Origin of the sequence: Kribbella sp. CA-293567, from assembly GCF_027627575.1 — a bacterium.
Classification (GTDB): Bacteria; Actinomycetota; Actinomycetes; order Propionibacteriales; family Kribbellaceae; genus Kribbella.
This window is the reverse complement of the sequence record NZ_CP114065.1, coordinates 5,372,450-5,398,693: the sequence shown is the minus strand read 5'-3', so window position 1 is coordinate 5,398,693 and position 26,244 is coordinate 5,372,450. Positions and strand designations below refer to the sequence as shown.

At 67.3% G+C, this 26,244-nt stretch carries 20 protein-coding genes; 15 read left to right on the top strand and 5 right to left on the bottom strand.

The window, feature by feature from the left end:
- Positions 1-73 precede the first annotated feature (73 nt).
- The 6 genes from OX958_RS24785 (at position 74) to OX958_RS24760 (ending at position 7,810) form a co-directional block, all read left to right on the top strand.
- Positions 74-841 (top strand): phytanoyl-CoA dioxygenase family protein, encoded by a 768-nt coding sequence (locus tag OX958_RS24785; protein ID WP_270131789.1) that lies wholly within the window; start codon positions 74-76, stop codon positions 839-841.
- Positions 838-1,743: a helix-turn-helix domain-containing protein gene (locus OX958_RS24780; RefSeq protein ID WP_270131787.1), complete on the top strand. Its 906-nt coding sequence runs from the start codon at positions 838-840 to the stop codon at positions 1,741-1,743. Before OX958_RS24785 ends, OX958_RS24780 begins: the two co-directional genes overlap by 4 nt.
- 221 nt (positions 1,744-1,964) lie before the next feature.
- Positions 1,965-4,388, top strand: a complete 2,424-nt coding sequence (leuS, locus tag OX958_RS24775; RefSeq protein WP_270139139.1) for a leucine--tRNA ligase — start codon at positions 1,965-1,967, stop codon at positions 4,386-4,388.
- A gap of 12 nt (positions 4,389-4,400) precedes the next feature.
- Positions 4,401-4,820: a YjbQ family protein gene (locus OX958_RS24770; protein WP_270131785.1), complete on the top strand. Its 420-nt coding sequence runs from the start codon at positions 4,401-4,403 to the stop codon at positions 4,818-4,820.
- A gap of 96 nt (positions 4,821-4,916) precedes the next feature.
- A complete protein-coding gene (locus tag OX958_RS24765) occupies positions 4,917-5,123 on the top strand; it encodes a hypothetical protein (RefSeq protein ID WP_270131784.1) in 207 nt (68 codons plus the stop codon).
- Positions 5,124-5,299: 176 nt separating this feature from the next.
- Positions 5,300-7,810, top strand: coding sequence for an ATP-binding protein (locus OX958_RS24760; protein ID WP_270131782.1), 2,511 nt, complete (start codon positions 5,300-5,302; stop codon positions 7,808-7,810).
- A gap of 778 nt (positions 7,811-8,588) precedes the next feature.
- Here OX958_RS24760 and OX958_RS24755 read toward each other — a convergent pair.
- Positions 8,589-9,098: a pyridoxamine 5'-phosphate oxidase family protein gene (locus OX958_RS24755; RefSeq protein ID WP_270131781.1), complete on the bottom strand. Its 510-nt coding sequence runs from the start codon at positions 9,096-9,098 to the stop codon at positions 8,589-8,591.
- A 52-nt stretch (positions 9,099-9,150) separates the two neighbouring features.
- On the opposite strand from OX958_RS24755, the gene OX958_RS24750 reads away from it, so the two are divergent.
- The 5 genes from OX958_RS24750 (at position 9,151) to holA (ending at position 16,878) form a co-directional block, all read left to right on the top strand.
- Positions 9,151-9,993, top strand: a complete 843-nt coding sequence (locus OX958_RS24750; RefSeq protein ID WP_270131779.1) for a DegV family protein — start codon at positions 9,151-9,153, stop codon at positions 9,991-9,993.
- An 85-nt stretch (positions 9,994-10,078) separates the two neighbouring features.
- Entirely contained in the window at positions 10,079-11,902 is a 1,824-nt protein-coding gene (locus OX958_RS24745) for a hypothetical protein (RefSeq protein ID WP_270131777.1), read from the top strand.
- Positions 11,903-11,967: 65 nt separating this feature from the next.
- The gene (locus OX958_RS24740; RefSeq protein ID WP_270131775.1) at positions 11,968-12,888 is read left to right on the top strand and encodes a helix-hairpin-helix domain-containing protein; all 921 of its coding nucleotides are present in this window, start codon (positions 11,968-11,970) and stop codon (positions 12,886-12,888) included.
- A gap of 319 nt (positions 12,889-13,207) precedes the next feature.
- Positions 13,208-15,391 carry a ComEC/Rec2 family competence protein gene (locus tag OX958_RS24735; RefSeq protein WP_270131773.1) on the top strand — a complete coding sequence of 728 codons (2,184 nt, stop codon included), beginning with the start codon at positions 13,208-13,210 and terminating at the stop codon, positions 15,389-15,391.
- A 503-nt stretch (positions 15,392-15,894) separates the two neighbouring features.
- Complete coding sequence (gene holA / locus OX958_RS24730) at positions 15,895-16,878, top strand: DNA polymerase III subunit delta (protein ID WP_270131772.1); 984 nt, start codon at positions 15,895-15,897, stop codon at positions 16,876-16,878.
- Positions 16,879-16,917: 39 nt separating this feature from the next.
- Here holA and OX958_RS24725 read toward each other — a convergent pair whose 3' ends face one another.
- Entirely contained in the window at positions 16,918-17,640 is a 723-nt protein-coding gene (locus OX958_RS24725; protein WP_270131770.1) for a MerR family transcriptional regulator, read from the bottom strand.
- A gap of 39 nt (positions 17,641-17,679) precedes the next feature.
- Between OX958_RS24725 and OX958_RS24720 the strand changes: the two genes are divergently transcribed.
- The gene (locus OX958_RS24720; RefSeq protein ID WP_270131768.1) at positions 17,680-18,183 is read left to right on the top strand and encodes a DUF6194 family protein; all 504 of its coding nucleotides are present in this window, start codon (positions 17,680-17,682) and stop codon (positions 18,181-18,183) included.
- Between the two features lie 122 nt (positions 18,184-18,305).
- Here OX958_RS24720 and rpsT read toward each other — a convergent pair whose 3' ends face one another.
- Both rpsT and OX958_RS24710 read right to left on the bottom strand, forming a co-directional pair.
- Positions 18,306-18,566: a 30S ribosomal protein S20 gene (rpsT, locus tag OX958_RS24715; protein ID WP_270131767.1), complete on the bottom strand. Its 261-nt coding sequence runs from the start codon at positions 18,564-18,566 to the stop codon at positions 18,306-18,308.
- Positions 18,567-18,698: 132 nt separating this feature from the next.
- A complete protein-coding gene (locus OX958_RS24710; protein ID WP_270131765.1) occupies positions 18,699-19,151 on the bottom strand; it encodes an SRPBCC family protein in 453 nt (150 codons plus the stop codon).
- Between the two features lie 172 nt (positions 19,152-19,323).
- On the opposite strand from OX958_RS24710, the gene OX958_RS24705 reads away from it, so the two are divergent.
- The gene (locus tag OX958_RS24705; RefSeq protein ID WP_270131763.1) at positions 19,324-22,341 is read left to right on the top strand and encodes a S8 family peptidase; all 3,018 of its coding nucleotides are present in this window, start codon (positions 19,324-19,326) and stop codon (positions 22,339-22,341) included.
- A gap of 3 nt (positions 22,342-22,344) precedes the next feature.
- On the opposite strand, the gene OX958_RS24700 is transcribed toward OX958_RS24705, so the two are convergent.
- Positions 22,345-23,253: a phosphotransferase family protein gene (locus OX958_RS24700; protein ID WP_270131762.1), complete on the bottom strand. Its 909-nt coding sequence runs from the start codon at positions 23,251-23,253 to the stop codon at positions 22,345-22,347.
- Between the two features lie 180 nt (positions 23,254-23,433).
- On the opposite strand from OX958_RS24700, the gene lepA reads away from it, so the two are divergent.
- Together lepA and OX958_RS24690 are read left to right on the top strand one after the other, a co-directional pair.
- The gene (gene lepA, locus OX958_RS24695) at positions 23,434-25,323 is read left to right on the top strand and encodes a translation elongation factor 4 (protein ID WP_270131760.1); all 1,890 of its coding nucleotides are present in this window, start codon (positions 23,434-23,436) and stop codon (positions 25,321-25,323) included.
- Complete coding sequence (locus tag OX958_RS24690) at positions 25,323-26,234, top strand: aminoglycoside phosphotransferase family protein (protein WP_270131758.1); 912 nt, start codon at positions 25,323-25,325, stop codon at positions 26,232-26,234. The genes lepA and OX958_RS24690 overlap by 1 nt, the downstream gene beginning before the upstream one ends.
- The last annotated feature ends 10 nt before the right edge of the window (positions 26,235-26,244 follow it).

Here is a 26,244-nt window from a genome sequence, read left to right as displayed (position 1 = left end):
GCGTCCGGGCAGATCCTGCTGCTCGGGCGCCGAGCTTTCTACGCTCGGAGGTACCCGATCAGAGGAGTCCGAGATGACGATCACGCAGAACCGGCCCGAGCTGCCGGCGCTCGCGGCGCAGTACGCCGAGCAGGGTTTCGTACTGGTGAAAGGCCTGCTCAGCAAGGCAGAAGCAGCGGCGTACCGGGAAACGAGTCATGCTCTGCTGGCCCGGCTGAACCGTGACGACGACCCCACCTGGCAGTCCGCGATGGGGATGTCGGACGCCAGGACCCGGCTGCAGCACCTGCACGACGCGCAGTTCTACGACGCGGCCTTTTCCAGGCTGCTGGTGGACCCGCGGTTCACCGACGTGGCCGCCGCGGTGATGGGGACGGAGAACGTCCAACTGCACCACACGAAGCTGTTCGTGAAACCGCCGGAGAACGGTTCGCCGTTCCCGCTGCACCAGGATCATCCGTTCTTCCCGCACAAGTACCACCGGGTCGGCGCCGCGATCTTCCACTTCGACGACGCACCGGAGGAGAAGGGCTGCGTGCGGGTCATCCCGGGCAGCCACCTCGCCGGGCCCCGCGAGCACGACCCGGAGGGCTCGTTCCACCTGCCCGACGTACCGTTCGAGGACGCGGTGCCGCAGCCGGCCGAGGCGGGCGACGTGCTGTTCTTCACCTACCTCACCGTCCACGGCTCCGGCGTCAACGTGAGCAGCGAGCCCCGGACCACCTGGCTCGTCCAGTACCGCGACCCGTCCGACCCGCCGACCGTCCGCACCCACGAGCACTCCCTCGGCCAGGGCATGATCCTGCGCGGCGTCGACCCCACCGGCAGGAGCAGTATTTGAGCGTCCCGGCGCCGGCGAGCCTGGCGGGCGCCGAGCGGTTCGTCGATCTCGCGGGGATGGTCGAGTCCTGCGAGGTCGGCGGGTTCCGGGCCGACTTCGTGAGCTGGGGCCACTACCGGCCGGAGTACTGGCGGAACTACTGGCACAGCCACTCCTTCCACGAGGTCTGCCTGGCGTACTCGGGGGAGGGGCGGTTCAACTGCGGGCCGGCCGAGTACGAGGTGCGGGCGGGGGATGTGTTCCTGGCCCGGCCGGGAGACGTGCACGAGATCGAGTCGAGCCGTACTGCGCCGCTGGGCATCGCCTTCTGGGGATTCACGTTCCGGCCGGTCGCCGGGGTGTCCGGTACTGGCTGGTGGTCAGGGCTGACGCGCTCTGACGGACCAGTGGTCTCGCGGGAGCTGGGTGGGCTGGCTGCTGTGGTCGGTGCTCTGGCTGGAGAGGCAGCGGAGCCGCGTTCGGGGTACGGCGAAGTGGTGGCGGCTCTCGGGGCCGCTCTGGTGTTGGAGACAGCCCGAGCCTTCGCGCTCCCCTCAGACCTGTCAGTAGAGCCGATAGCGCGCGACCGAGGGCCGGTAGCTGTGGAGGCGATGCAGCGGCACCTGCTGGACAACCTGGCTCGACCGGTGACAGTGCGGGAGGTTGCGGCCGCAGTACATCTGTCAGAGCGCCATGCTGAGCGGCTGTTCCGGCAGGTGGTCGGCTCGTCGATGATGGCGACACTGCGCCGACTGCGGCTGGAGCTGGCGGCACAGTTGCTGCTGGAGCCGTCTCGCAGCATCACCCAGATTGCTCACGCATGCGGCTACTCGGACGTGCGCCCGTTCTCGACCGCGTTCAAGCGACACTACGGCCGCACGCCGGGCGAGTTTCGGCGTACCGGGGGAACGTCGTTCGGTTGATGCGGTAATCTGGCGGTATGCGAGTGACCCTGCTCCTTAGATAGCCGTACTGGCGCCTTCTGAGCGCTGACCAGTACGGCGTCCCCTCCTGTGCGAGGGGCTTTTTTGTTTCTGGCAGGGTTTCCACGACATCTCTAGAACGCAGGAGTACGACGGTGAGCGACCAGGTGGAGCACGAGGCGGACGACGCGATCGACCGCGGCGGCTACGACTTCAACGCCATGCAGGCCAAGTGGCGGCCGGTCTGGGAGAAGCTCGACCCGTTCAAGGCGAAGGACGACGGCTCGGCCGAGCGCCGCTACGCGCTGACGATGTTCTCCTACCCGTCCGGCGACCTGCACATGGGGCACGGCGAGGTGTTCGCGCTGCACGACGTACTGTCGCGCTTCTGGTTCCAGCAGGGCTACGACGTGCTGAACCCGATCGGCTGGGACTCCTTCGGGCTGCCCGCCGAGAACGCGGCGATCAAGCGCAACGAGCACCCGGCGACCTACACCTACGCCAACATCGAGACCCAGGCCGAGTCCATCCGGCGGTACGCGCTGAGCTTCGACTGGTCGCGCCGGCTGCACACCTCCGACCCGGACTACTACCGGTGGACCCAGTGGCTGTTCCTGCGGTTCTACGAGCGCGGGCTGGCCTACCGCAAGGCGTCGTACGTGAACTGGTGCCCGAACGACCAGACCGTGCTGGCCAACGAGCAGGTGGTCCAAGGCCGCTGTGAGCGCTGCGGCTTCGAGGTGACCAAGCGCGAGCTGACCCAGTGGTACTTCAAGACCACCGAGTACGCGCAGCGCCTGCTGGACGACATGGACCAGCTGCAGTGGCCCGAAGAGATCCTGCTGCAGCAGCGGAACTGGATCGGCCGCTCCGAGGGTGCCTTCACCGGCTTCGTGGTCGAAGGTCGCGAGGAGCCGATCAAGGTCTTCACCACCCGGCCGGACACGCTGTTCGGCGCCACCTTCCTGGTGGTCGCTCCCGACTCCAAGCTGGCCGCGGACCTGGTCACGCCGGACCAGCAGGAGGCTTTCGACGAGTACCTGAAGGCCGTCAAGGCGTCGACCGAGATCGAGCGGCTGAGCACCGACCGGGAGAAGACCGGTGTCTTCCTGGGTGCCTACGCGACCAACCCGGTGACCGGCGAGCGGATCCAGGTCTGGGCCGCCGACTACGTGCTGTCCGACTACGGCACCGGCGCGATCATGGCCGTGCCCGGTCAGGACTCGCGGGACTGGGAGTTCGCCGAGAAGTTCGGCCTGCCGATCGTGCGCACCGTCCAGCCTGAGGAGGGCTTCGACGGCAAGGCGTTCACCGGCGACGGTCCGGCCATCAACAGCTCCAACGACGAGGTCAGCCTGGACGGGCTGGGCGTCGCCGAGGCCAAGTCGACGATGATCGACTGGCTGGAGGGCAAGGGGCTGGGCGAGCGCACGATCAACTTCCGGCTGCGCGACTGGCTGCTGAGCCGGCAGCGCTACTGGGGTGCGCCGATCCCGATGATCCACTGCCCGGCGTGCGGCGAAGTACCGGTTCCGGACGACCAGTTGCCGGTCGAGCTGCCGGACCTGCGGGGCGAGGAGCTGGCTCCCAAGGGCGTCTCTCCGCTGGCCTCGGCGCGCGACTGGGTCGAGGTGGCCTGCCCGAAGTGTGGTGGCGCCGCTGAGCGGGACACCGACACGATGGACACCTTCGTCGACTCCTCCTGGTACTTCCTGCGCTACATCTCGCCGGACTACACCGAGGGACCGTTCGATCCCGAGGCCGCGCGCCGCTGGATGCCGACGTACCAGTACGTCGGTGGCAAGGAGCACGCCGTCCTGCACCTGCTGTACGCGCGGTTCTTCGTGAAGGCGCTGCACGACATGGGCCTGCTGGAGGCGACGGAGCCCTTCACCCGGCTGCTGAATCAGGGCCAGGTGGTCAACGAGGGCAAGGCGATGAGCAAGTCGCTGGGCAACGGCGTCAACCTGGGCGACCAGCTGGATGCCTTCGGTGTCGACGCGGTCCGGCTGACGATGGTCTTCGCCGGTCCGCCGGACGACGACATCGACTGGGCCGACATGTCGCCGGGTGGTTCGCTGAAGTTCCTGCAGCGCGCCTGGCGGCTGAGCGGGTCGGTAGAGTCCCCGGTCGGGGCCGACTTCTCCACCGGTGACCTGGCGCTGCGCAAGCTGACCCACAAGACCGTGGCCGACGCGACCGAGCTGATCGAGTCCTACCGGTTCAACGTGATGATCGCCCGCACGATGGAGCTGGTGAACGCCACTCGCAAGGCGATCGACTCGGGGCCGGGAGCGGCCGACCCGGCGGTCCGCGAGGCCGCCGAGACGGTGGCGATCCTGCTGAGCCTGGTCGCGCCGTACACGGCCGAGGACATGTGGGAGAACCTGGGCCACGAGCCCACGGTCGCCAAGGCCGGCTGGCCGAAGGTCGATCCGGCGCTGCTGGTCGAGGACTCGGTGATCGCCATCGTCCAGATCGCCGGCAAGGTGAAGGACCGGCTGGAGGTGTCACCCGACATCTCCGACGCCGACCTGGAACAGCTGGCGCTGGCCTCCGAGGCCGTGCAGAAGGCGCTGGACGGCCGGGGTACCCGCAAGGTCATCGTCCGCGCGCCGAAACTGGTCAACATCGTTCCCGCCTGACACGCTGCAGGCATGCGTTCAGAGCTGATCGACGTCGGAACCGGCGGCCGCGAGGTCGTCTTCGATCTGACGAGCAAGTGCGAGCAGTTCGTCACCGCCCAGGCCCACCAGGCCCAGGGTGACGGACTGCTGCACGTGTTCGTCCCGCACGCGACCGCCGGCATCGCGATCCTGGAGACCGGCGCGGGCAGCGACACCGACCTGCTCGCCGTCCTCGAGGAGTTGCTGCCGCGGGACTTCCGCTGGCAGCACCGGCACGGTACGCCGGGCCACGGGCGCGATCACGTGCTGCCCGCGCTGATCCCGCCGTACGCTTCCATCCCGGTGATCGGCGGCCGGCTCGCTCTCGGCACCTGGCAGTCGATCTGCCTGGTGGACACCAATGTGGACAACCCGCAACGGCAGGTCCGGCTTTCCTGGTTGACGGGCTGACTGCTTATTCCATTGTTTATGATTTTGTCGGCGACTTATCGCGATGTTGCCGAACGCGTTACGTTCGCGAAACACGTCTCGGCTTGAATATTCGGCATGGCGGCCCTGGAGAACCTCCGCGCGCACTGGCTCGCGGTCGGTACCGAGCTCCTGGTCCACGCGACCAGAGGTATTTGTGACGGCAGTCTGCTGAATGCCGATTCGGGCCGGGCCGACACCAGCGCGCGGCTCGAGGAATGGTCCGGCGTGCTTTCGCTTTATGCGGTGGCGGATGAAACAAGTTCAGTTCGCGTCAGTGCCTGAGCGCCCGTAATCAATCGCTTGTCCCGGCAGTGTCCCGGAGTGTGGTCACTGGGTGCATACGGGGCCGACACCCCTGTCACGCTATGTTGTGGGGGGACTGTGAGGCTCTGAAGGGGTGACGGGCTTTGTCGGACGCGGATGGCCGGGCTGAGGGAAGGCGTGGTTTTGCCGATCTCTTGCTTGACCTGAGGGTCCAGGCGGGACTGTCGCAGGAGGAACTGGCCGATCGGGCCGGGCTCAGCGTGAGGACCATCCGTGAGCTCGAAGCGGGCCGGGTGGCCCGTCCGCGCAAGGACTCCGTCCGGCTGCTGGCCGTGGGCCTGAAGCTGCGTGACGGCGACGCTGGACGCTTCCTGGCCGCCGCCGGTCACGCGACCGTCCGGCCCGTGATCGCGATGGCCGACCCGGCGCCCACCGGGCTGAGGTGGCGAGGGACCAGGCCGATCCCGGACGGCCTCGTCGGTCGCGATGTGGAGCTGGCGGAAATCGAGAAGCTGCTGCGGCAGAACCGGCTCGTCACGCTGGTGGGCCCGGGCGGTGTCGGCAAGACCGAACTCGCGCTGGCCGCTGCCGATCGAGTCTCGTCGGTGGACACCGCGGTGGTGGTCGTCGACCTCACGACGGTGCAGCGCGACGCCGCAGTACCGTCGGCGATTCTTGATGCTTTCGGCACGGCTCCCGGCACATCGGATCTCGATGACGTGCTGTCCGGACGGAAGCCCGGCGATTTGGTGATCGTGGAGGACAACGCCGAGCACGTGCTCGACGGGGTGGCGACGGTGGCCAACCGGATGGTCCGCAGCTTCCCTGGCATCGGCGTACTGGTGACGTCGCGGATCCCGCTCGGCCTGCCGGACGAGGTCGTGCGGCGGGTGCAGGTGCTCGGCGTACCGGGCAATGACAAGGATCTGGAGGAGATCGCCGCTTCTCCCGCGGTGGAGATGTTCTGCCGGCGGGCGGCTCGGGTGCGGCCTGATTTCGCGTTGACCGCTGACAACGCGGCGACGGTGGCTCGGCTCTGCCAGCGGCTGGACGGCTTGCCGTTGGCGTTGGAGCTCGCGGCCGCTCGAGCCGGCTCGCTGTCGGTGGAGACGATCCTGGCGGCTTTGGATGACCGGTTCCGGCTGCTTTCGGGACCGCGGCGGTTCGGGGCTCCGCATCAGCGGACGCTGGCCGACACCATCGCGTGGAGTGTCGACGCGTTGTCAGATCCTGCGCGGCAGCTGCTGTACCGGGCCTCGATGCTCGGGTCGCCGTTCACGCTGGATGCTGTGGTGGGCGTATGCACGGGGGAGCCGATCGACCCGCTGGATGTACCGATGCTGTTGGCCGAGCTGGTCGACAAGTCGCTACTGCAGCCGGTGATGGAGTTCGAGGCGCTGTACGGCGCGCGGTACAAGATGCTGGAGACGATCCGGGAGCACGCCTACGCGGGGTTGTCCTCGCAGGGCGATGATCTGGTCGAGTTCAAGGACCGCACTGTCGCCTGGTGCGCGAAGTATGTCGAGGGGCTGGACGGCGCGTGGTCGAGCCCTGATCGAGAGCGGCGTTACCGGGCTGCCAACGCGAACTCGGCGTCGTTCGAGGTTGCGCTCGAGCGGGCGTCGGCGCTGGGAGACTGGGACACGGCTGCCGCGATCGTGCTCGGCTTCCGGATCGCGTGGCAGTACCAGGCGAGCATCGCCGAGAGTGGGATCCAGTGGGCGAGCTTGTGTGCTGACAACGTTCAGGACAAGGAGGTCAGCGGCAGGTTGCTGGCCATCGCCGGGCGGCTCTCCAACCTGACAGGTGACGTGCGGGCGGCTCGCCGGTACTACGGGGAGGCGCGGACGCTCATCTCGCCTTCGTCCGAGATGGGGCTGATGGCTCGGGGCGGCTGGGTGTCGTCGGGGTCGCTGCTGCTCGACACACAGAGCTTGGCGGAGATTCCGGCGCTGGTGACCGATGCGCGGTCGCATGGTGATGTGCAGCGGTCTGCGACGGTGCAGGCGATCTGTGGGCTGGCCCTGGCTCGGTGGGGGCGGCTGCCGGAGGCCAAGGAGCTGTTGCTGGCGTGGGAGGCGGCGCTGGCCACTCCTGGGGTGCACCCGGACGATACGGCGTACATGGCGCTCAGCAGGGTCGAGCTGGAGCTGGGAAACCTGTCGGAGGCCCGGCGATGGGCTGAGCTCGCGCGGGGGAGCCAGGCGTCGGACGATCCTGAGCGGACCAAGGTGGCCGGGTGCTTCGCGATGGTCGAGTTTGCGGCTGGGCAGGTCGAGTTGGCGCAGACGCTGATCGATGAGGCTGATGCCGATATCCGTGGGCATCGCGGGTATTTCGATTATCTGGTGATGCTTTACCGCAGCCGGCTGGCCCGGCGTACGGGGGATCTGGAGCAGGCGCGCTCGGCCATCCGGGACGCGGTGAGCCGGTTGCTGGTCGAGGGACGGGTTGTCTACCTGCTGGACGTCATGCCTGAGGCCGTGGCTGTCCTGCACGCTCTCGGTGAGCATGAGCAGGCCGACCATCTCTGCGGCCAACTGCTGTCGTGGCAGGACACCATGGATCCGCCGATGCTCCCTACTGCGTGGGCGGTGCTTCAGGAGTCGTGCAGCAGCGCCAAGCCGGCTGCTGGCTGGCCGCATCCCAACCCGGCAGAAGCTGCTACGCAGCTGGCCGATGAGTTGATGACTGCGCTGTCTTAGTACCCGGTATCGCGTGCTCGGCGTGCTGTAGCGGTCGGACGAGGTGTGCCACCTCACCGAGAGTTTGCCCTCAACCCTCGACCTCCTCTCAGCCAGCTCTGAGCTCTCAGTCACCCAACCGCGGCGCATCACCGCGCCCAGACGCCGAACCGACCCACCCATGACGCCGACCAGCAGAAGCTGCCGGAGAACTGCCGGTACTTCTGCCTCGTCCCACCCCACCCTCCGGACCAAGAATTACAGCCGTAGGGACAACTTCCACGAACCAGAGATCCGAGACCGGACTCGAACCGAACGGGCAGAGAAGGAGGCGGTGACCATGACGAACCGAGCATGGCCCACCACACTGCCGGGGAGCATCTCGATTCCGGAGCAGGCGACGCGGAGGGCATCCGAGGCTCGGACGGTGGGGGCGCCGTACGACCGTCGAGATCTCCGGAGTGCTGGCTCGTACGAAGTTGCCTTACCTCACACCGGGGGCCGTGCGCCGTCAGGGCACGTGACCCGGGGCGGGGTCCCAGCAGCGACCAGGCACACGACACAGGGGACGAGTGCCGGTCCGGTCGATACGGGAAAGCCGGCAGGTTTGGTCACCCGCCGGTGGATCGACCGCTGGGGCTCCCCGGGGGGAACTGCGGTGAGACGAACAGGGGACGACTCACCGCGCAGCCGGTACCAAGCCAGATGAGCTGACACCGAGGGGGAGTCAGCTCTATCGGCGAGGTGGAGGGCCACACAGGGGATGGCCGCTCCACCTCGCCGCGGCGCTTGCGGCTGCCTAGCTGCCGAGCACTGCGGCTTTGTCGAAGGCGTAGCCGACCATCCAGTGCGGTTGCAGCCGGCAGTAGACGATGTCGTCACCCCAGGTCGACGGGGAGCTGCCGTAGTGGGCCACCAGATGCGCCTCGATCTCGGCGAAGTCAGGATGGTCAGCGGAGAGGAACTCCACCTTCCCGTGGCTGAAGATCCCGAGCCGCTCGCCATCGACGTACGAGATGCTTGCTGCCGGTCTGGCTTTGAGTTGCCGAGCCTTGGCCGCTTGCCCCGACGTACTGAAGACCCACCGGCCGTGCAGGAAGTGCCCGTCGACAGCACTGATCCGCGGCTCGCCGCCGGCCGTGACGGTCGCCAGATTGAGCGTGCACATCCCCGTTAGGACCTGCACGAGCTCTGCCGCCGTAAGCCGGCGCTCGTCGGTGATGATGGTCTGCAGATGCTCCGTGGAGCGCTCGTACGCCGCCTCGAGCAGCCGCTGTAGTTCCTCGACTTCCTCCCTCGTCTCTCTCATTCGCCGAGTCTGACACCAGGCGCCGACGAAAACTGTCCGGTAACCTCGCTGCATGTCAGCCCGCGTGCACGTCGTCACCGACTCCACCGCGGGTCTGTCGGCGCACGAGGTGCTCCGGCTCCCGCTGACCGTCGTACCGCTGCAGGTGGTGATCGGCGGGACGGCGTACGACGACGGCGTGACCAGTTCGGATGCGGTCGCCGAGGCGCTCAAGACCTTTACCCCGGTGTCGACCAGCCGACCGGCCCCGCAGTCGTTCGCCGACACGTACGCCCAGTGCGCCGCAGCCGGGGCCGAGTCGATCGTGTCGATCCACCTGTCCGGGGACATGTCGGGGACGTTCGAGGCGGCCATGATCGGCGCCAAGGAGTCACCGGTGCCGGTGCGCGTCGTCGATTCGCGCTCGCTGGGGATGGGGCTGGGCTTCCCCGTCCTCGCCGCCGCGGCCACTGCCTCACAGGGAGCCGGCCAGGCGGACGTGGAGAAGGCGGCTCGCGCGCGGATGGCGGCGGTCTCGTCGTACTTCTACGTGGACACCCTCGAATACCTGCGACGCGGCGGCCGGATCGGCGCAGCCCAGGCGCTCCTCGGTACTGCGCTCGCCGTCAAGCCGCTGCTCACCATCAGCGGCGGCCGGATCGTTCCGCTGGAGAAAGTCCGTACGTCGAGTCGTGCGATCGCGCGGCTGGCGGACATCGCTGTTCAGCGCGCGGGGGACGGGCCGGTCCAGGTCGCGGTGCATCACTTGGCCAATCTGGACAAGGCGCACACACTGGCCGACGGGCTGGCCGAGCGTCTCCCGCTGGCGGAGGAGATCGAGCTTCGTGAGGTCGGCGCTGTCATCGGCGCGCACGTCGGGCCAGGGATGCTCGCTGTAGTCATCGCTCCGCTTTGACGCTGCATATCCGGTTCCTCGCCCCGTTGCGACTGTTATTTTCGCCTTGTGGATAAAGGATTTTGGCTGTTCGTCGATTTGGCATGTGCTGATTACGCAGCGTATTATCGAACGCATGTTCCCTCTCGAGTTGGACAACTACGACGCCCGGCAGACGCTCGCCGCGGCGGCAGAGGTGCATGCGTTCCAGGCTCAGGCCGAGGTCGCTGAGCTACGGCTCGCTCTGCACTTCGGGGACCTTCATCCAGATCCTGCGATCGTCAGAGGAGAGCTCACCAATCCTGGCGGTGAGCGCGGCATCGTCTACGGCGGCGCGGGCTGCCCTGCGGTCGCAGAGTTCGCCGTGGCGGAGTTCGGGGTTGTCACCGGCCGATCGATGGGCGCTGCGGCCAGCTTTCTGGGGCAGTGTCTAGCGCTGCGGCACCGACTTCCGCTGACCTATGCGCAGGTGTTGTCGGGCCACGCCACCGCTTGGAAGGCCCGCATGGTCGCCAAGGCGTGCCTAGAGCTGTCTCAGGATGCCGCCGCGATCGTCGACAAGAGAGTCGCCAGCATCGTCGACTCGGTGACGCCATTGCGCCTTGCGAACATCGTCCGAGCAGCGATGTGGCAGGCCGACCCCGAGGCGGCGCAGGCCGCGGCTGAGGCGAGAGCCAAGAAGCGCGGAGTATGGGCCGGCCGAACAGACGACCACGGCACCACGATGCTGTTCGTTCGTGGCGCTACAGGTGATGTCCTCCGCATTATGGCCACCATTGGTCAGATTGCCGATGCCCTGGCCGCTCTAGGCGACACCGACTCCCTGGACCAGCGCCGTGCAAAGGCGATCGGCGTGATTGCCGATCCTGCGCTCGCGGACAAGCTTCTCCAGGTCGCGAACCATCTGACCAACTCGCCTGACGCAGCTCACCAGCCCGACGCCGCGGACGCTCCGGGCACTCCGGACTCGTCTGCTTCCGGTGATACCGCAGGACAGCCAGGGTCAGCCTCCAAGCTGACTTCACCCAGCGCAGCTGCGCCCGGAGGAGCCGACTCGCCCAACGCCTCGCCTGCTGCGGCGACGCTGTCTGAACTGCCTTCTCCGTCGCAGCCGTGTCCGTCTCAGCCGTCTCCGACTCGAGCGCCTTCGCACACCTGGTGCTCGGACGACCGTGCCTGGGATCGGTCCGCCGCTGACTCGGCCGCGATCGCCGACCACGAACTCGACGAGCCCGACTTCGACGACTCACCCCACCCCAGCGACCCAGCCGCGGATGACTGCTTCGCCGATCCAGGACCGTCGCCCGACTTCTGGCAGCCGCCCGGCCAGTCAGATGAAGCACACGACGACACGGACCACGGGATGGACGCCGCTGCGCGCCGAGAACTGAGCCGAAAGCTCAACGCCATTCAGCAGCTCGCCTACACCGGACGGAAGCGCAGACGAACAGTCCTCTACGCCCACATCACCGACGAGGTCCTCCTCGCCGGACACGGCGTCGCGCGCGTCGAAGGCTACGGCCCGGTCTACGCGAAGAGGCTTGCTGAACTGCTCGGCCACGACCAGGTTGTCATCCAGCCGGTGATCGACCTCAACAACGCCGTCAGTGTCGATGCCTACGAGATCCCGCGCCGCATCCGCGAACAGGTCAAACTCACCTACCCGGTCGAGCAGTTCCCGTACGGCACCGCCGCAACGACCGACGGCATCGACCTCGATCACATCGAACCCTTCGATCCGAACGGCCCACCGAAACAGACCAGCACGACAAACCTCGCACCCCTGCGGCGCTTCAGCCACCGGGTGAAGACCCACGGTGCTTGGAAGGTTCAGCGCGTCGACGACCAGGTTCAGGAGTGGACGACCCGCCATGGATTCAGGTTCCGGGTCGACCAGACCGGCACCCACCGCCTCGACGACGGCTCGTGAGCCACTTGTCCCCAAGCTGACAATTCGACCCACCAGACAAGGGAAACACTCGTACGTTCCCTGGCGTGAAGCTCTCCCGCCGACCCCCACCCCCGGACCCGGAAGCCCGCCGCCAAGCACTGTCGCGGCTGCAAGCCGCGAGCCGTCGTCCAGCCCCGCAAGCAGGCCGCTCAGAAGACTTCGACGAGTTCAAAGCAGAAGACCCCGAAGTGATCAGAGGCGGCTGGACACCGCCGATTGACCTGCCAGACCGTTTGAAGGGACCGCTATGGACCTTGTCGCCACGCCACGTGGTCGTGCTCGCCATCATCCTGGTCGTCGGCCTGACCTGGGCGGCCTACTCCCTCCTGCGCACCAACCCCGAGCCGATCCCCACCACGCCCGGGAGCCTGACCACCGGTTCCCCGGTGGCCACGCCGACTCAGGTTCCTGCAACACCCGGCGCAGCAACACCCGGCGCAGCAACGCCAGGTACTGCGATTTCAGGTACCGCTCTGCCCACCCAGGGCAGCAGCAGCGGAGCACCCGGGTCGCCAACAACAGTCGTGGTGCATGTCGCCGGCAAGGTCCGTCGTCCTGGCCTGGTCCGAACGCCGACCGGCTCACGCGTCGCCGACGTACTGGAAGCGGCGGGCGGAGCACTTCCTGGAGTGGATCTCACGTCGGTCAACCTCGCCCGCCAAGTCACCGACGGCGAGCAGATCGTCGTCGGCATGCCAGCGCTTGCGCCAGTTGGTACGCCGACCGCTGGCAAATCAACCGGACCGGTAGGCACACCGGGCGCACCCTCCGCGACGCCGGTCGATCTCAACACCGCGACTCTGGCCCAGCTCGACGGGCTGCCAGGCGTTGGCCCGGTTCTCGCCCAGCGAATCCTCGACTGGCGTAACGAGCACGGGCGGTTCACCAGCACCGACGAACTCCAGGAGGTTCCCGGGGTAGGTCCCAAGAAGTTCGAATCGCTGAAGCCCCATGTTCGGGTCTGAAGCCGGGCGGGAAGGCGAAGGGAAAGGCGAAGGCGATCGCACAACCGACCTGCGTCTGCTCGCCCCGGCGGCCGCAGGATGGCTGACCGCCGTTCTGTTGCTGGGCACGAGCGTGGCAATAGCGGTGTGGGCGGCAGTCATCACAGCCGCCCTGACAGCGACAGCGTTGGGACTGCTGATGCTGCGGGGACATCGGCCAGAGCGGCCTGACCGGACTGACCGGCCTGACCGGCGAGAATCGACAGCGTTGGCAGGACAGCACGAGCGACGAGGTCGGACAGTCCGACTGCGCCCTCTACCAGCGGCAATAACAGCGCCGGTGACGATCACCTGGGTCGGCATCGCCGTAGTCGTAGTCGGCATGGCCCTGGCAGTAGCGCTGCAAATCGAGCGGCTACAAGCAGGCCCGGTGATGCAGTTGGCCGAGTCAGGCGCAGCGGTGAAGGTCCGGCTGAAGGTGATGGGAGACCCGGCAGTACGAAGTACGACAGGGAGTCGGCGCCCTCCGTATGTCATGGTGCGCGCAACGGTGGAGGAGGTGGTCGGCAGAGGAGCAGCAACCCGAGTACGTACGCCAGTGCTCGTCATCGGCTCGATGCAATGGAAGGACGTGCGGTTTGGCCAGCACGTCGAGGCGACCGGGCGGCTGCAGCCGGTCGACAAAGGCGGCGACGTCGCTGCGATGTTGTCATCGCGAGTTGCTCCGCGTGTGCTCGATGAGCCCGCGTGGTGGTTGCGGGCGGCCGAGCAAGTCCGTGCTGGGCTAAGGCAGTCGGTCGCTGACGAACCAGAGGACGTACGCGGCTTGGTGCCGGCGCTGGTCATGGGTGACGAGTCCGGGCTGCCGACCGAATTGGTCGAGGATTTCATGACAACCGGCCTCACCCATTTGTCTGCAGTATCGGGCACCAACCTCACGCTGTTGCTGGCCTTCGTGCTCCCCATGGCCCGACTTATCGGGGTGCGCGCTCGCGGGTTGACCGTGGTCGGACTCGCCATGGTTGTGGTGTTCGTGGTGCTGGCGCGACCGCAGCCGAGCGTTCTCCGAGCGGCTGTAATGGGACTGGTCGCGTTAGCCGCGATGACCAGCGTCGCAGGGGCTCGCCGAGCGGTGCGAAGCCTTTCAATCGCCGTCATCGCGTTGCTGCTGCTCGACACGTCGCTTGCAAGGTCCGCCGGATTCGCGTTGTCCGTATTGGCGACAGCAGGCATCGTCCTGCTCGGCCCAGGCTGGCGCGATGCACTCGCCCGCTGGATGCCGATGCGCTTGGCCGAGGCGGTTGCTTGTCCGCTCGCCGCTCAACTCGCTTGTACGCCAGTGGTCGCGTGGCTTTCCGGACAGGTGTCGATGGTGGCTGTCGCGGCAAACCTGCTGGCAGGTCCAGCTGTGGGACCAGCGACGATTCTCGGCTTCGGTGCGGCAGGAATCGCCTTGCTGAGTGCGGATCTGGCACGACTCGTCGGCTGGTCCGCCGGATGGCCCGCGCGATGGATCATCCTCATCGCGGAGAGAGGCGCCGACCTGCCCGGCGCTTCCAGCGACTGGCCGGCGACCGTGTTCGGCATCGTCGTGCTGACCGTGCTCTGCCTCGTGCTGGTGATTGGCTTGCATCGAATCCTTGCCCGCCCAATCGCGATGCTGCTAGCCGTAGTCCTCTTGGCAGTCGTCATACTGCGCCCGGTCCGCTCGCCGGGCTGGCCGCCCGCCGACTGGCTGATGGTTGCTTGCGATGTTGGCCAGGGCGACGGTCTTGTACTGCACGTCGGCCCCGGTACTGCGGTTGTGGTCGACGCCGGACCGGACCCAGCCGCCATCGACCGGTGCCTGCGAGAACTCGACGTGAAGTACGTGCCAGTGGTGGTGCTCAGCCACTTCCACGCCGACCATGCCGGCGGACTTGCAGGGGTGTTGCGCGGAAGGACCGTTGGCGAGATCGAGGTGTCGCCGTACTCGTCGCCACCCGGAGAGCACAGGCGAGTGCTGGCATTGGCCGCTCAACACAAAATTCCCATCCGCACAGTCACCTATCGCGAGAGGCGCACGGTCGGTCCGGTCGCGTGGACGTCGCTGTGGCCCGCGCGGGTCCCGGGGCTTTCCGGCAGTACGGCGGTGAGCACCAGGGACGAAGGATCGCCTGAGAACAACGCCAGCATCGCCATGATGACCGAGGTTTCAGGCCTCCGCCTGCTGCTCACCGGAGACCTGGAACCGGAGTCGCAGCGAGCCATCCTCGCCACCGGTGCCGATCTCCGAGCCGATGTACTGAAGGTGCCGCACCACGGCTCCAGCCAGCAAGATCCGGCTTTCATCGCCGCTACGCAGGCGCGGTTGGCGGTCATCTCGGCTGGTCTCAACAACGACTACGGACATCCGGCTCCGCGCACACTCGAGCTGCTCAGCCGCAAAGGAATGAAGATCGCCCGGACCGACACCTCCGGTTCAATCGCCCTGCAGAACCCGGACAAGCAGCTATCGATCACCACCAGCGGCCGCCGGCCATGACAGCAATCTCCACCGAGTCGTTGAGGCTTGTGGGTTCGCCGCAGCTATCTGCGCCGCCTGGGTACCTCGGGCGTTTGACTTCACCTCGCCGAGCGCTCGCCTCGCTGCACTTGTCCGGCGATCTGCCCCGCGCTCACCAGGCGTACAGTCTTAAAGCTGTCGGGCGCCTGCAGGATGTTCACCCCGCGTCTACGGCAGCAGCCACAAGCTCGCCACAGTAAGTCGGCGGCTTGTGCGACCAGGTACTTACACGCGACAACGTCGGACACCAGCGATGCGTCCGTCTCGCGTTCGCCTCGCGTACTGACTGGGATGGTGGTCGGCGAGGCTACGCATGTCCGGCTTCAGTACCTCGGCATCCTGTTCTGCACGATGTCGTGTGCGCCGCGGCTGTTGTCCAAGCTCTCGGGGCACCCCGATGACGTGCGCTTAAGCGACCATCGCCCGGATTGCGGGGAGCGTTGCTGGAATTGTCGGTGCGGCATGGCATGCTGGCCGACGTTATGGCTGCTCGAAAGAACTCCGCGCCCAAGCTTGGCGACGTGCTGCTCATCACCGGTCCGGAGGCGTTCCTCGCCGACCGGGCGGTCCGGTCGGCCATTGCGGCTGTTTCCAAGGGCGGTGTTCAGATCGAGGTGACCGAGCTCGGTGGCGCCGACCTCGATGTCGGTGTCTTCGCCGAACTCACCGGGCCGTCGCTGTTCGCGGCCGAGCGGGTGATGGTGCTCCGCACTCTGGAGAACCTCCCGGCGGAGATGGTTCCGCATCTGCTCGAGTACGCCGGTGCCACGTCGGAGGATGTGCTGGTGGTTCTGGTTCACTCCGGTGGGCAGAAGGGCAAGGGGGTTCTCGACAAGTTGCGGAAGGCCTCGGTCAATGAGGTGGTCGCGACCGCGCCGAAGACCTGGGAGTTGCCGCAGTTCGTGCTCGGCGAGATCAGGTTGCTCGGTGGGAGCATCGACGAGCGCGGCGCCAACGCGCTGGTGGATGCGGTCGGGCATGATCTGCGGGCGCTGGCCGGGGCGTGTTCACAGCTGGTCTCTGACTCGGACGGTCAACCGGTCAGCCCGGAACTGATCAGCCAGTACTTCGGTGGTCGGGCCGAGGTGACGAGTTTCGCGGTAGCTGACGCGGCGATCGCCGGGCGTACCGAGCCCGCGCTCGAACAGCTGCGTTGGGCGCTCGACTGTGGCGTCGCCGCGGTCCTGATGACGAGCGCGATGGCAGGCGGCCTGCGTGGCTTGGCGAAGTACACGAGCGCGCCGAGCGGACTCCGTGAGGCCGATCTGGCACGCGAGGTTGGCGTGCCGCCGTGGAAGCTCAAAACCCTGAAGCAACAAGCGCGCGGCTGGACCGCGGGCGGTTTGGCCACGGCGATCAAGGCTGTCGCTCAGGCGGACGCAGACGTCAAGGGAGCCTCCGGCGACGCCGGCTACGCCTTGGAGCGCATGGTGATCACAGTCAGCCGAGCCCACGGCCGCCGCTAGCCAGCTATTCAATCGACACCTGCAGCGCCTTCACACCGCCTAGGCCGACTCGATAATCCCAGCCAGCAGCGTTCCTACCCGCAGCAGCGCGAGCGAGCGCAGGCCAATGGCATCCAGCCGCGCCTCAAGCGCGGCGATCGTATCGCTCACCTCATCAAGATCCCGGATCGCAGCGATGGCGACCTGTACGTCGGGAATCCGATACCCACCAGCTCGAAGAGCGGCCGTAATGCGGGCCTCCCGGATGGCTGCAACCGGATAGCGGCGCGCGGACCCCGCCAGCGTGGCAACACGCTCGGGGGCCACCAGACCCTCCTGCTCCCAATAGCGAAGGGTCGACGGCCTGACGCCGAGAGCCTGCGAAAGCTCTGTGATCGTCATGGAATCAGCGTCAACGGGAGCCGCCTCAGTCGTCGCCTCACCACGGATGGACTCCAAAGCATGCCGAGCCGCAAGTGCCTGATTCCGCTCATCGTTGAGCCTGGCGTGAAACCCGCAGATCAGCGCCGCCGCCTCATTGACCGGCAGACAGCGAATGTCCTGCATCGCTCGACGCGCATCCACCGCTCCGACGGCATGAGCGAGATCGCGGTACGCGCAGAGAGCGGCAACGTGCGCGGAGGAGAATCGCCGGTACCCGTTCTCTGACCTGATCGCAGCCGGGATCACGCCCAAGGCCTCCAGATCGCGGACCTGCTGCACCGAGTAGCCCGACGCAGCCGCGACGGCCGCAGTGTTCAGGGGTGGTGCCACTCGGACCATCCGAACCCTCCATAAGGACTTCAAGTCCACGCTTGAACCATGAGTATGGACCAGCTACTTCAGACGATCCGCGCGTTCGATGGTGTGCTCGAGCTTGCTCCCGGCGAAGGCAGTGCCTTTCCGGAGCTTGTCTGGGGCGATCACTTCTTCTACTACGCGCCCGACGGCGAGGTGCCGGAGCGCGAGCAGCCCTACGCCACCATCGTGACGAAGAACTATCCCGACGACGCCAGCTGCGATCTCGACAGCCCTGATCGCTGGCGGCTCAACATTCACGTCGGCGCAGAGGCGTTCATAGAGCTCACGGGGGAGAAGCCGCGAGCCGATGAAGCGCCGCGGGACTACACCGCCACCGGCGTGGTGCTGCCTCACCCGGTGTACCGCGCTCAAGGATGGGTGGCGATCATCAACCCGGACGGGAGTCCGCAGGGGTTGGCGGCCGGCCTCGTACGCCGAGCGCACGAGGCTGCCAAGCGCCGCGCAGAGCGGCGGACTGTCACCGGAGTCGCCACAGACGCCCAAGGTGCCGGAGAGCCCAACTAGCTCACCACGCCAAATCCCGGCGGGCGGGAAGAGCCGAACTAGTTCACCACGCCCAGACCTGCGGACGCGCAAAAACGATCGGCCTCGGTCCGGTGTCGGAGAGGCCGATCGTCAGGCGTGATTCAGAGAGAAGCGGCCTTCTTGAAGATGGACGACTTCCGGTTCGCAGCCTGGTTGGCGTGAATGACGCCCTTGCTGGCTGCCTTGTCGAGCAGGCGGGCGGCAACGCGGGCCTGCTCCTGCGCCTTCTCGGAGTCGCCGTTGTCAGCAGCCTCGCGGAAGCGGCGGACAGCCGTCTTCAGGGTCGACTTCACCGACTTGTTGCGAAGCCGCGCCGCCTCGTTCTGGCGGTTGCGCTTGATCTGGGACTTGATGTTCGCCACGGATGCAGAGCCTCGATCAGTGTTTGGGATCAGTACAGGAAAGAGTGGTGCGTGCACGGGTGAGTACCAACGCACACGCGCGAAGAGACAGATTAGCAACAAGCCGCCGCCAGCACCAAACCGAGCCAACGCTCAGGAGGCCGGCTCCAAGCTGCTCTTCAGGTTACCGAGGGTCTGGCGGATCCCGCGCCGGTTGCGCTCGGCGCGGTCCCCGAAGAACCAGGCGAAGACCGTTCGCAGCGCGCCGGGGCGGCGATCGGTCCACGACTCGGTGACCAGGCAGCCGCCTGGCGCCGGGGTGAAGTCATAGCTCCACAGCGCGATCGGCACCGGCCCGAAGCGGATCCGGAAGGAGAACCGCTCGCCAGGCACGGCCTCCACCACCTCGCCCTGCGTGAACCAGCGCATCAGCCCGACCCGGTTGTATCCGATGAACCGCGCACCTACGACCGGCGGACCGGCCGTGGCCCAGCTCACCCGGGTGCATTCCGGGCTCCACTCGCCCATCCGCGCCAGGTCGCTGACCTGGGCGTAGACCTCGGCGGGCGGTGCGGCGACGGTGATGGACTCGCTGAAGTCCGGCATGTCGGTTCCTCCTGCGACGGCGGCCATTTCCGGGTGACATGGCCTGGGCAGAGCGTGACATCCCCTGAAGCTGGAGGCATACTCAGCCCCTCAGTGACGCTGGTCACCGCACGGGGGTGCTGTCTGCGGCTGTCACTAGTGAATCAGTGCCGCCCTTGCCTGGAGGACCGCCGTGCCTGCTCCCGCCCGCCGCCGTACCCGCCTGCTCGTCGTGGCATCCGCCTCGACCGCCGTCCTGCTGGTCGCCGCCGGCGCCCACGCGACGGGAGCCACTGCAGCTACAGCTGAAGCGCCAGCAGCCGCACCCATCAGTACGCCGGTCAAGGAGTCCTCGACCGGCGCCTACATAGTGCAGCTCGACGACTCTCCTGTAGCGGAGTACTCCGGCGACATTGCCGGCCTGCCCGCGACCAGAGCGCTCCCCGGCGGCAAGCTGCTCACCGGCCTGGGCCAAGTCACCTCGTACGTGCAGCACCTGGCCCGCGAGCGCAGCGACGTCCTCCGCGCAGTGCCGGCCGCCAAGAAGCTCTACGACTACAACTACACGTACGCCGGCTTCTCCGCCCGCATGTCGTACGACGAAGCCACCAAACTGGCCAAGTCCGCCGGAGTGAAGAGCGTCGAGCCGAGCGAGCTGCTGCACCAGGACACTGTCGACACCCCTCGATACCTCGGCCTGTCCGGCAAGGGCGGCGCCTGGCAGCAGGCAGGTGGCATCGACAAGGCCGGCGACGGCGTGATCATCGGCGTGATCGACTCCGGCTTCGTCCCCGAGCGCGCCAGCTTCGCGCCGCTGAAGACGACCAAGAAGTCGGACGCACTGGTCGCGAAGAAGTGGAAGGGCACCTGCCAGGTCGGCGTCGAGGAGCCGGTGACCTGCAACAACAAGGTCCTCGGCGCCCGGTACTTCGATGCCGGCATCGGCGACGATGCGATCCCCGAGGAGTTCCGCTCCCCGCGTGACTACGTCGGTCACGGCACCCACACGGCCGCGACAGCGGCGGGCAACTACGGCGTCGACATGAACGTGCTCGGCCGCGACTACGGCAAGGGCTCCGGAATCGCGCCGCACGCCCGTCTGGCTATCTACAAGGTCCTCTGGGCCCAGGACGCGTCCGGCGGCGGCTCAGGCTCCGAGGCGGACATCGTGGCAGCCATCGACCAGGCCGTCGCGGACGGCGTCGACGTGATCAACTACTCGATCTCCGGCTCCGGTTCGACCTACGTGAACGCGACCGGCCTGGCCTTCCTGCGCGCGGCCAAGGCCGGCGTCTTCGTCTCGACCAGCGCCGGCAACACCGGCCCGGGCGTGGGCACGGTCGGCAAGAACTACCCGTGGGTGACAACCGTTGCCAACGGCACCCACGACCGCGACGTCCAGACCTCCGTGACCCTGGGCAACGGCAAGTCGTACACAGGCGCAGGCATCGGAGCCGGTACGCCGAGCAGCCCGGTGGTCCTCGCCAAAGACGCAGGCCTGCCCGCCGCCAACCCGGCCAACCTCGTGCTCTGCATGCCAGGCACGCTCGACCCGGCCAAGGCCGCCGGCAAGATCGTCGTCTGTGACCGTGGCGTCAGCGCTCGGGTGGACAAGAGCCTGCAGGTGAAGAACGCGGGCGGCATCGGCATGATCCTGGTCAACCCGGCGGCGAGCACGCTGGACTCCGATCTGCACTCGGTGCCGACCGTGCATCTGGACCACGTCGCCGGTCCGGAGCTCAAGGCCTACGTGTCCGGCACCACCAACCCGACGGCGCAGATCGGTGCCGCGCAGACAGTACGCGTCAACGCGCCGAAGGTCGCCAGTTCGTCGAGCCGCGGGCCGTCGCCGGCCGGTGGGGGCGACCTGCTCAAGCCCGACATCATGGCGCCGGGCACCAACGTGCTGGCCGCGACCAGCCCGTTGGCGGCGGCAGGCGGACAGTACGCCTTCCTCAGCGGTACGTCGATGGCGGCGCCGCACATCGCCGGCGCGGCCGCGGTGCTGAAGAGCAAGTACCCGACGTGGTCGCCGATGGCGATCAAGTCGGCACTGCTGACCACCGGCAACTCGCTCGACACCAATGGCGACCCGATCAAGAACGACTCCGGCTCGGCCGGCAACCCGTTCGGGTACGGCGCCGGCATGATGCAGCCGAAGAAGGCGATGGACCCGGGACTGGTCTACGACTCGTCGTACGACGACTGGGCCCGGTTCGTCTGTGGATCGGGTCAGGTCGGCGCGACGCACGAACTGTGCGCCAAGGGCAAGATCGACCCGAGTGACCTGAACTACGCGAGCATCGCGATCGGTGACCTGGCCGGCAAGCAGACGGTGAAGCGGACCGTGCGCAACGTGGGCAGGCTGCCCGAGGCGTACTTCCCGAAGATCGAGGGGCTCGCCGGCATCAAGGTGACGGTGTCGCCCAAGGTTCTCGTCCTACTCCCCGGCGGTACTGCAACCTACAAGGTCACCTTCGAGCACACTGGTGCCCCGCTGGAGCAGTACTCGTTCGGCAAGCTCAACTGGCGCTCCAACCGGCACGTGGTGAGCAGCACGTTGGCGATCCGGCCGCTGACGGTCAAGGCGCCGGTAGAGGTCACCGGTACTGGCACTAGCGGCTCTACTCAGGTGCCGATCACCTCCGGGTACACAGGCACGCTCGCAACCTCCGTCAGCGGCCTGACACCGGCCACTGTCGCCGAGGCGACCTTGAAGAACCCCGGTGGCGTCTCCTTCCCGACGACGAACCCGCAGGCCAACGAGCACGTTGCGAAGTACACAGTGGTCGTCCCTGCCGGCGTCAAGCACGTCAGGTTCTCCACCTTCGACACTGACTACCCGGCGGGCACAGACCTTGATGTCTTCGTCTACAAGTCCGGTACTACGGCCGTACTCGGCAGCAGCACCGGTGGCTCGGCCGAAGAAGAGGTCAACCTCGCTGCACCGGCAGGCGGCTCGTACGACGTCTACGTCGATCTGTTCGCCGGCGCTGCCGAGCAGGTCACCAAGCTCAACCACTGGCAGGTCAACGAGCCAGCGGGCAACCTCACAGCCACTCCGGCTTCGCAGCCTGTCACCACGGCGACTCAGACTTCCGTAACCGCCACCTGGTCCAACCTGGCCGCAGGCACGCGCTACCTGGGTCGCCTCGCCTACACGGACGGCGCCGACGGGTTCGGCTCCACCCTGATCCGTATCAACAGCTGAGGATCAACAGCCGAGCCGCTCCCGCAGCCAGTCGAAATGCAGCAGCGCTGACTCACGCTGCCAAGCACGAACGGTGGGCAGCCCCACAGGCGGCGCCTGGTGGCTGCCCCACCACTGCCCTCCGGCGATGGCGGCGATCAACCCCGTGATCCCCGCGTCGTCCGGCAGCGCAGGCAGCTCGATCGACCCGCGCATGTCAGCGTGCAGGATCACTGTGTCCGTCCAGGACGCACCGGTCGCCGCGTGCGCCCAGTCGACGAAGACCACCCGCCGCTCGGTCAGCAGGATGTTGTCCGCCCGCAGGTCCCAGTGCACCAGCGTGTCGCCCTCTGCCAAGGCAGCGCGCCCGGCCCTGGCCAGCTCAGCGAACTCCTGCTCGCGCCCAGCCGCCCACTCCGGTACGCCGAGCCCGTCGGCGATCACGCGATCCCACCGGCTCAGATAAGCCTCACTCCGTACTGCGGCCACCGGCGCCTCCGGCCAGGGCGACGGCTGCAGCGCGGCGGTCAGCTCCGTCAGCGCATCGAGCACCCGTGAAGCGTCCTGCGGATGCCAGGGATGCGGCGGAAGATAGCCGTCGATGTCCTCCATCAGCAACCCCACCCAGTCGCCGTCGTCATAGACGTCGTACAGAAACGGGACAGATGGCAACGACCGCGCGGCAAGCCCCTGCATGGCGGCGATCTCGTTGCGGAACAGGGCCGGTGTATCGGGATTCAGCGACGAACCGACAGCTTTGACGAACGCACGGCGACCGGTGGTCGTCACGAGCCGGGCTGCGACACCGGGGGAGAAGCCGCCCTGCTGGGTCACCGCCGAGACCACGGACGAGCCCAACGCACGGTCCACCCAGGAGTGGACCGGCGCAGGGAGCTCTCCGTAGGCCAGACGAACGCCGGCTGCGTGTGCCATAGCTACTGAGAGTAGGTGGCATTGCTGGGTGCCGCGCTGTATTTACAATCGTCGAATCGCCGCAATACCACCCAGAGGAGTCACCCGCGGACGCTGCGCGATGACACGGCGGTCGAAACCCGGTGGCCCGGCATGGGATGATTGATCAGTTGCCCGTACCGAGACGAACTGGAATCCTCCGTGCCCGTTGGCCCCCCGTCCGTTCCGCAGCCCGGTAAGACCGACCCCACGCTGATCCGGAACTTCTGCATCATCGCCCACATCGACCACGGCAAGTCGACGCTGGCCGATCGGATGCTGCAGATCACCGGTGTCGTCGACGGCCGGGCCATGCGGGCGCAGTACCTGGACCGGATGGACATCGAGCGTGAGCGCGGCATCACGATCAAGTCCCAAGCGGTCCGGCTGCCGTTCGCGCCGCAGCCGGAGAGCCCGGGCGGGCTGCTCGCCCCGGCCGGTACGACGTACATCCTGAACATGATCGACACCCCCGGCCACGTCGACTTCACCTACGAGGTGTCGCGGTCGCTGGAGGCGTGCGAGGGCGCGGTGCTGCTGGTCGACGCGGCGCAGGGGATCGAGGCGCAGACGCTGGCCAACCTGTACCTCGCGCTGAACGCGGACCTGCACATCATCCCGGTGCTGAACAAGATCGACCTGCCGGGCGCCCAGCCGGAGAAGTACGCCGCCGAGCTGGCGCACATCATCGGCTGCAAGGAGTCCGACGTACTGCGGGTCTCGGCGAAGACCGGCGAGGGCGTCGAGGCGCTGCTGAGCGAGATCGTCGCCCAGGTGGAGCCGCCCAAGGGCGTGAAGGACGCGCCGCCGCGGGCACTGATCTTCGACTCGGTCTACGACACCTACCGCGGCGTGGTCACCTATGTCCGGGTGGTCGACGGCGAGCTGAACCACCGCGACAAGATCAAGATGATGTCCAGCGGCGCCGTGCACGAGATGCTCGAGGTCGGAGTGATCTCGCCGGAGCCGATGAAGTCGCCGAGTATCGGTGTCGGCGAGGTCGGCTACCTGATCACCGGCGTGAAGGACGTTCGTCAGTCCCGGGTCGGTGACACGGTCACGTCGTCCATCCGCGGCGCCACCGAGGCGCTGGGTGGCTACAAGCACCCGCAGCCGATGGTCTACTCCGGCCTGTTCCCGATCGACGGCGACGACTACCCGACCCTGCGGGACGCGCTGGAGCGGCTGCAGCTGAACGACGCGGCCCTGCAGTACGAGCCGGAGAGTTCGGGCGCGCTGGGCTTCGGCTTCCGCTGCGGCTTCCTCGGGCTGCTGCACATGGAGATCGTCCGCGAGCGGCTCGAGCGCGAGTTCGACCTGGACCTGATCTCCACCGCGCCGAACGTGGTCTACCGGGTCGAGATGGAGGACGGCAAGGAGCACGTCGTCACCAACCCGAGCGAGTTCCCCAGCGGCGGCAAGATCGCCGACATCTTCGAGCCGGTCGTCCGGGCGACGATCCTCAGCCCGAAGGACTTCATCGGCGTCATCATGGAGCTGTGCCAGACCAAGCGGGGCAACCTGCTCGGGATGGAGTACCTGTCCGAGGACCGGGTCGAGCTGCGCTACACGCTGCCGCTGGCCGAGATCGTCTTCGACTTCTTCGACCAGCTGAAGTCGAAGACCAAGGGCTACGCCTCGCTGGACTACGAACCGACCGGCGAGCAGTCCGCGGCGCTGGTCAAGGTCGACATCCTGCTGCAGGGCGAGACCGTCGACGCGTTCTCCGCGGTCGTGCACAAGGACAACGCCTACTCCTACGGCGTGGCGCTGGCCGGCAAGCTCAAGGAACTGATCCCGCGGCAGCAGTTCGAGGTGCCGATCCAGGCCGCGATCGGGTCCCGGATCATCGCCCGGGAGTCGATCCGGGCGATCCGCAAGGACGTGCTGGCCAAGTGCTACGGCGGTGACATCACCCGGAAGCGCAAGCTGCTGGAGAAGCAGAAAGAGGGCAAGAAGCGGATGAAGATGGTGGGCCGCGTCGAGGTCCCCCAGGAAGCCTTCATCGCCGCGCTGAAGACCAGCGAGTCACCGGGCGACAAGAAGAAGTAGTGCCGGTCCAGATCCCCGCGGAGTTCCTCAAGGTCGGGTCGCGGGGCCCGGACTGGGCCGCGTGGCTGGACGGGTTGCCGCGGATGATCCGCGACCTGCTGGCCGAGTGGGAGCTGCGCGAGGACGGCGTACCGGCGTACGGGAACTGTGCGCTGGTGGTGCCGGTGCTGGCCAAGAACGGTACGCCCGGTGTGCTGAAGGTGCAGTTCCCGCACTGGGAGGCCGAGACCGAGCATCTCGCCCTGCGGGCGTGGGACGGGAACGGCGCGGTCAAGCTGCTCCGGGCCGATCCGCGGCGCTTCGCCATGCTGCTGGAGCGGTTGCAGCCGCGCGACCTGACCGCGGTGGGCGATGTCGAGGCCTGCGAGATCGTTGCCTCCAGCTACAAAAGGCTGCACGTCGCGGCGGGTCCGCAGTACCGGACGTTGTCGGGTGAGCTGAAGCGCTGGATCGAGGGCTTCCGGCAACTACCCGCCTCCGCGCCGGTGCCACATCGGTACGTCGAACAGGCGATCTCGCTCGCCGTCGATTTCGTCGCCGACCCGTCCTGCGACGGCAAGCTGATCCACACCGACCTGCACTACTTCAACATGCTGGCCGGCGACCGTGAACCGTGGCTGGTGATCGACCCCAAGCCGCTGTCGGGCGACCCGCACTACGAGGTCGCGCCACTGCTCTGGAACCGCTGGGACGACGTGACCGCCTCCCGCGACATCCGGTTCCACGTCCGCCGCCGGTTCTACGCTGCCGTCGACACCGCCGAGCTGGAGGAGGACCGCGCCCGCGACTGGGTGATCGTCCGGCTCATGCTCAACGTGCTGCACACCTTGCAGCACACCGGCGCCGACGACACCCTTCCGCAGGACTGGCTGACCCGCAACATAGCTGTCGTCAAAGCCATCCAGGACTAATCAGTAGCCG

What these genes read in the sequence shown, in the direction of transcription:
- OX958_RS24765 (WP_270131784.1), top strand. Translation starts at nt 4,917, where the DNA reads ATGGCGGCCCTGGAGAACCTCCGCGCGCACTGGCTCGCGGTCGGTACC.
- OX958_RS24750 (WP_270131779.1), top strand. Translation starts at nt 9,151, where the DNA reads ATGTCAGCCCGCGTGCACGTCGTCACCGACTCCACCGCGGGTCTGTCG.
- OX958_RS24755 (WP_270131781.1), bottom strand. Translation starts at nt 9,098, where the DNA reads ATGAGAGAGACGAGGGAGGAAGTCGAGGAACTACAGCGGCTGCTCGAG.
- holA (WP_270131772.1), top strand. Translation starts at nt 15,895, where the DNA reads ATGGCTGCTCGAAAGAACTCCGCGCCCAAGCTTGGCGACGTGCTGCTC.
- OX958_RS24710 (WP_270131765.1), bottom strand. Translation starts at nt 19,151, where the DNA reads ATGCCGGACTTCAGCGAGTCCATCACCGTCGCCGCACCGCCCGCCGAG.
- OX958_RS24785 (WP_270131789.1), top strand. Translation starts at nt 74, where the DNA reads ATGACGATCACGCAGAACCGGCCCGAGCTGCCGGCGCTCGCGGCGCAG.
- OX958_RS24700 (WP_270131762.1), bottom strand. Translation starts at nt 23,253, where the DNA reads ATGGCACACGCAGCCGGCGTTCGTCTGGCCTACGGAGAGCTCCCTGCG.
- OX958_RS24770 (WP_270131785.1), top strand. Translation starts at nt 4,401, where the DNA reads ATGCGTTCAGAGCTGATCGACGTCGGAACCGGCGGCCGCGAGGTCGTC.
- OX958_RS24725 (WP_270131770.1), bottom strand. Translation starts at nt 17,640, where the DNA reads ATGGTCCGAGTGGCACCACCCCTGAACACTGCGGCCGTCGCGGCTGCG.
- OX958_RS24720 (WP_270131768.1), top strand. Translation starts at nt 17,680, where the DNA reads ATGAGTATGGACCAGCTACTTCAGACGATCCGCGCGTTCGATGGTGTG.
- leuS (WP_270139139.1), top strand. Translation starts at nt 1,965, where the DNA reads ATGCAGGCCAAGTGGCGGCCGGTCTGGGAGAAGCTCGACCCGTTCAAG.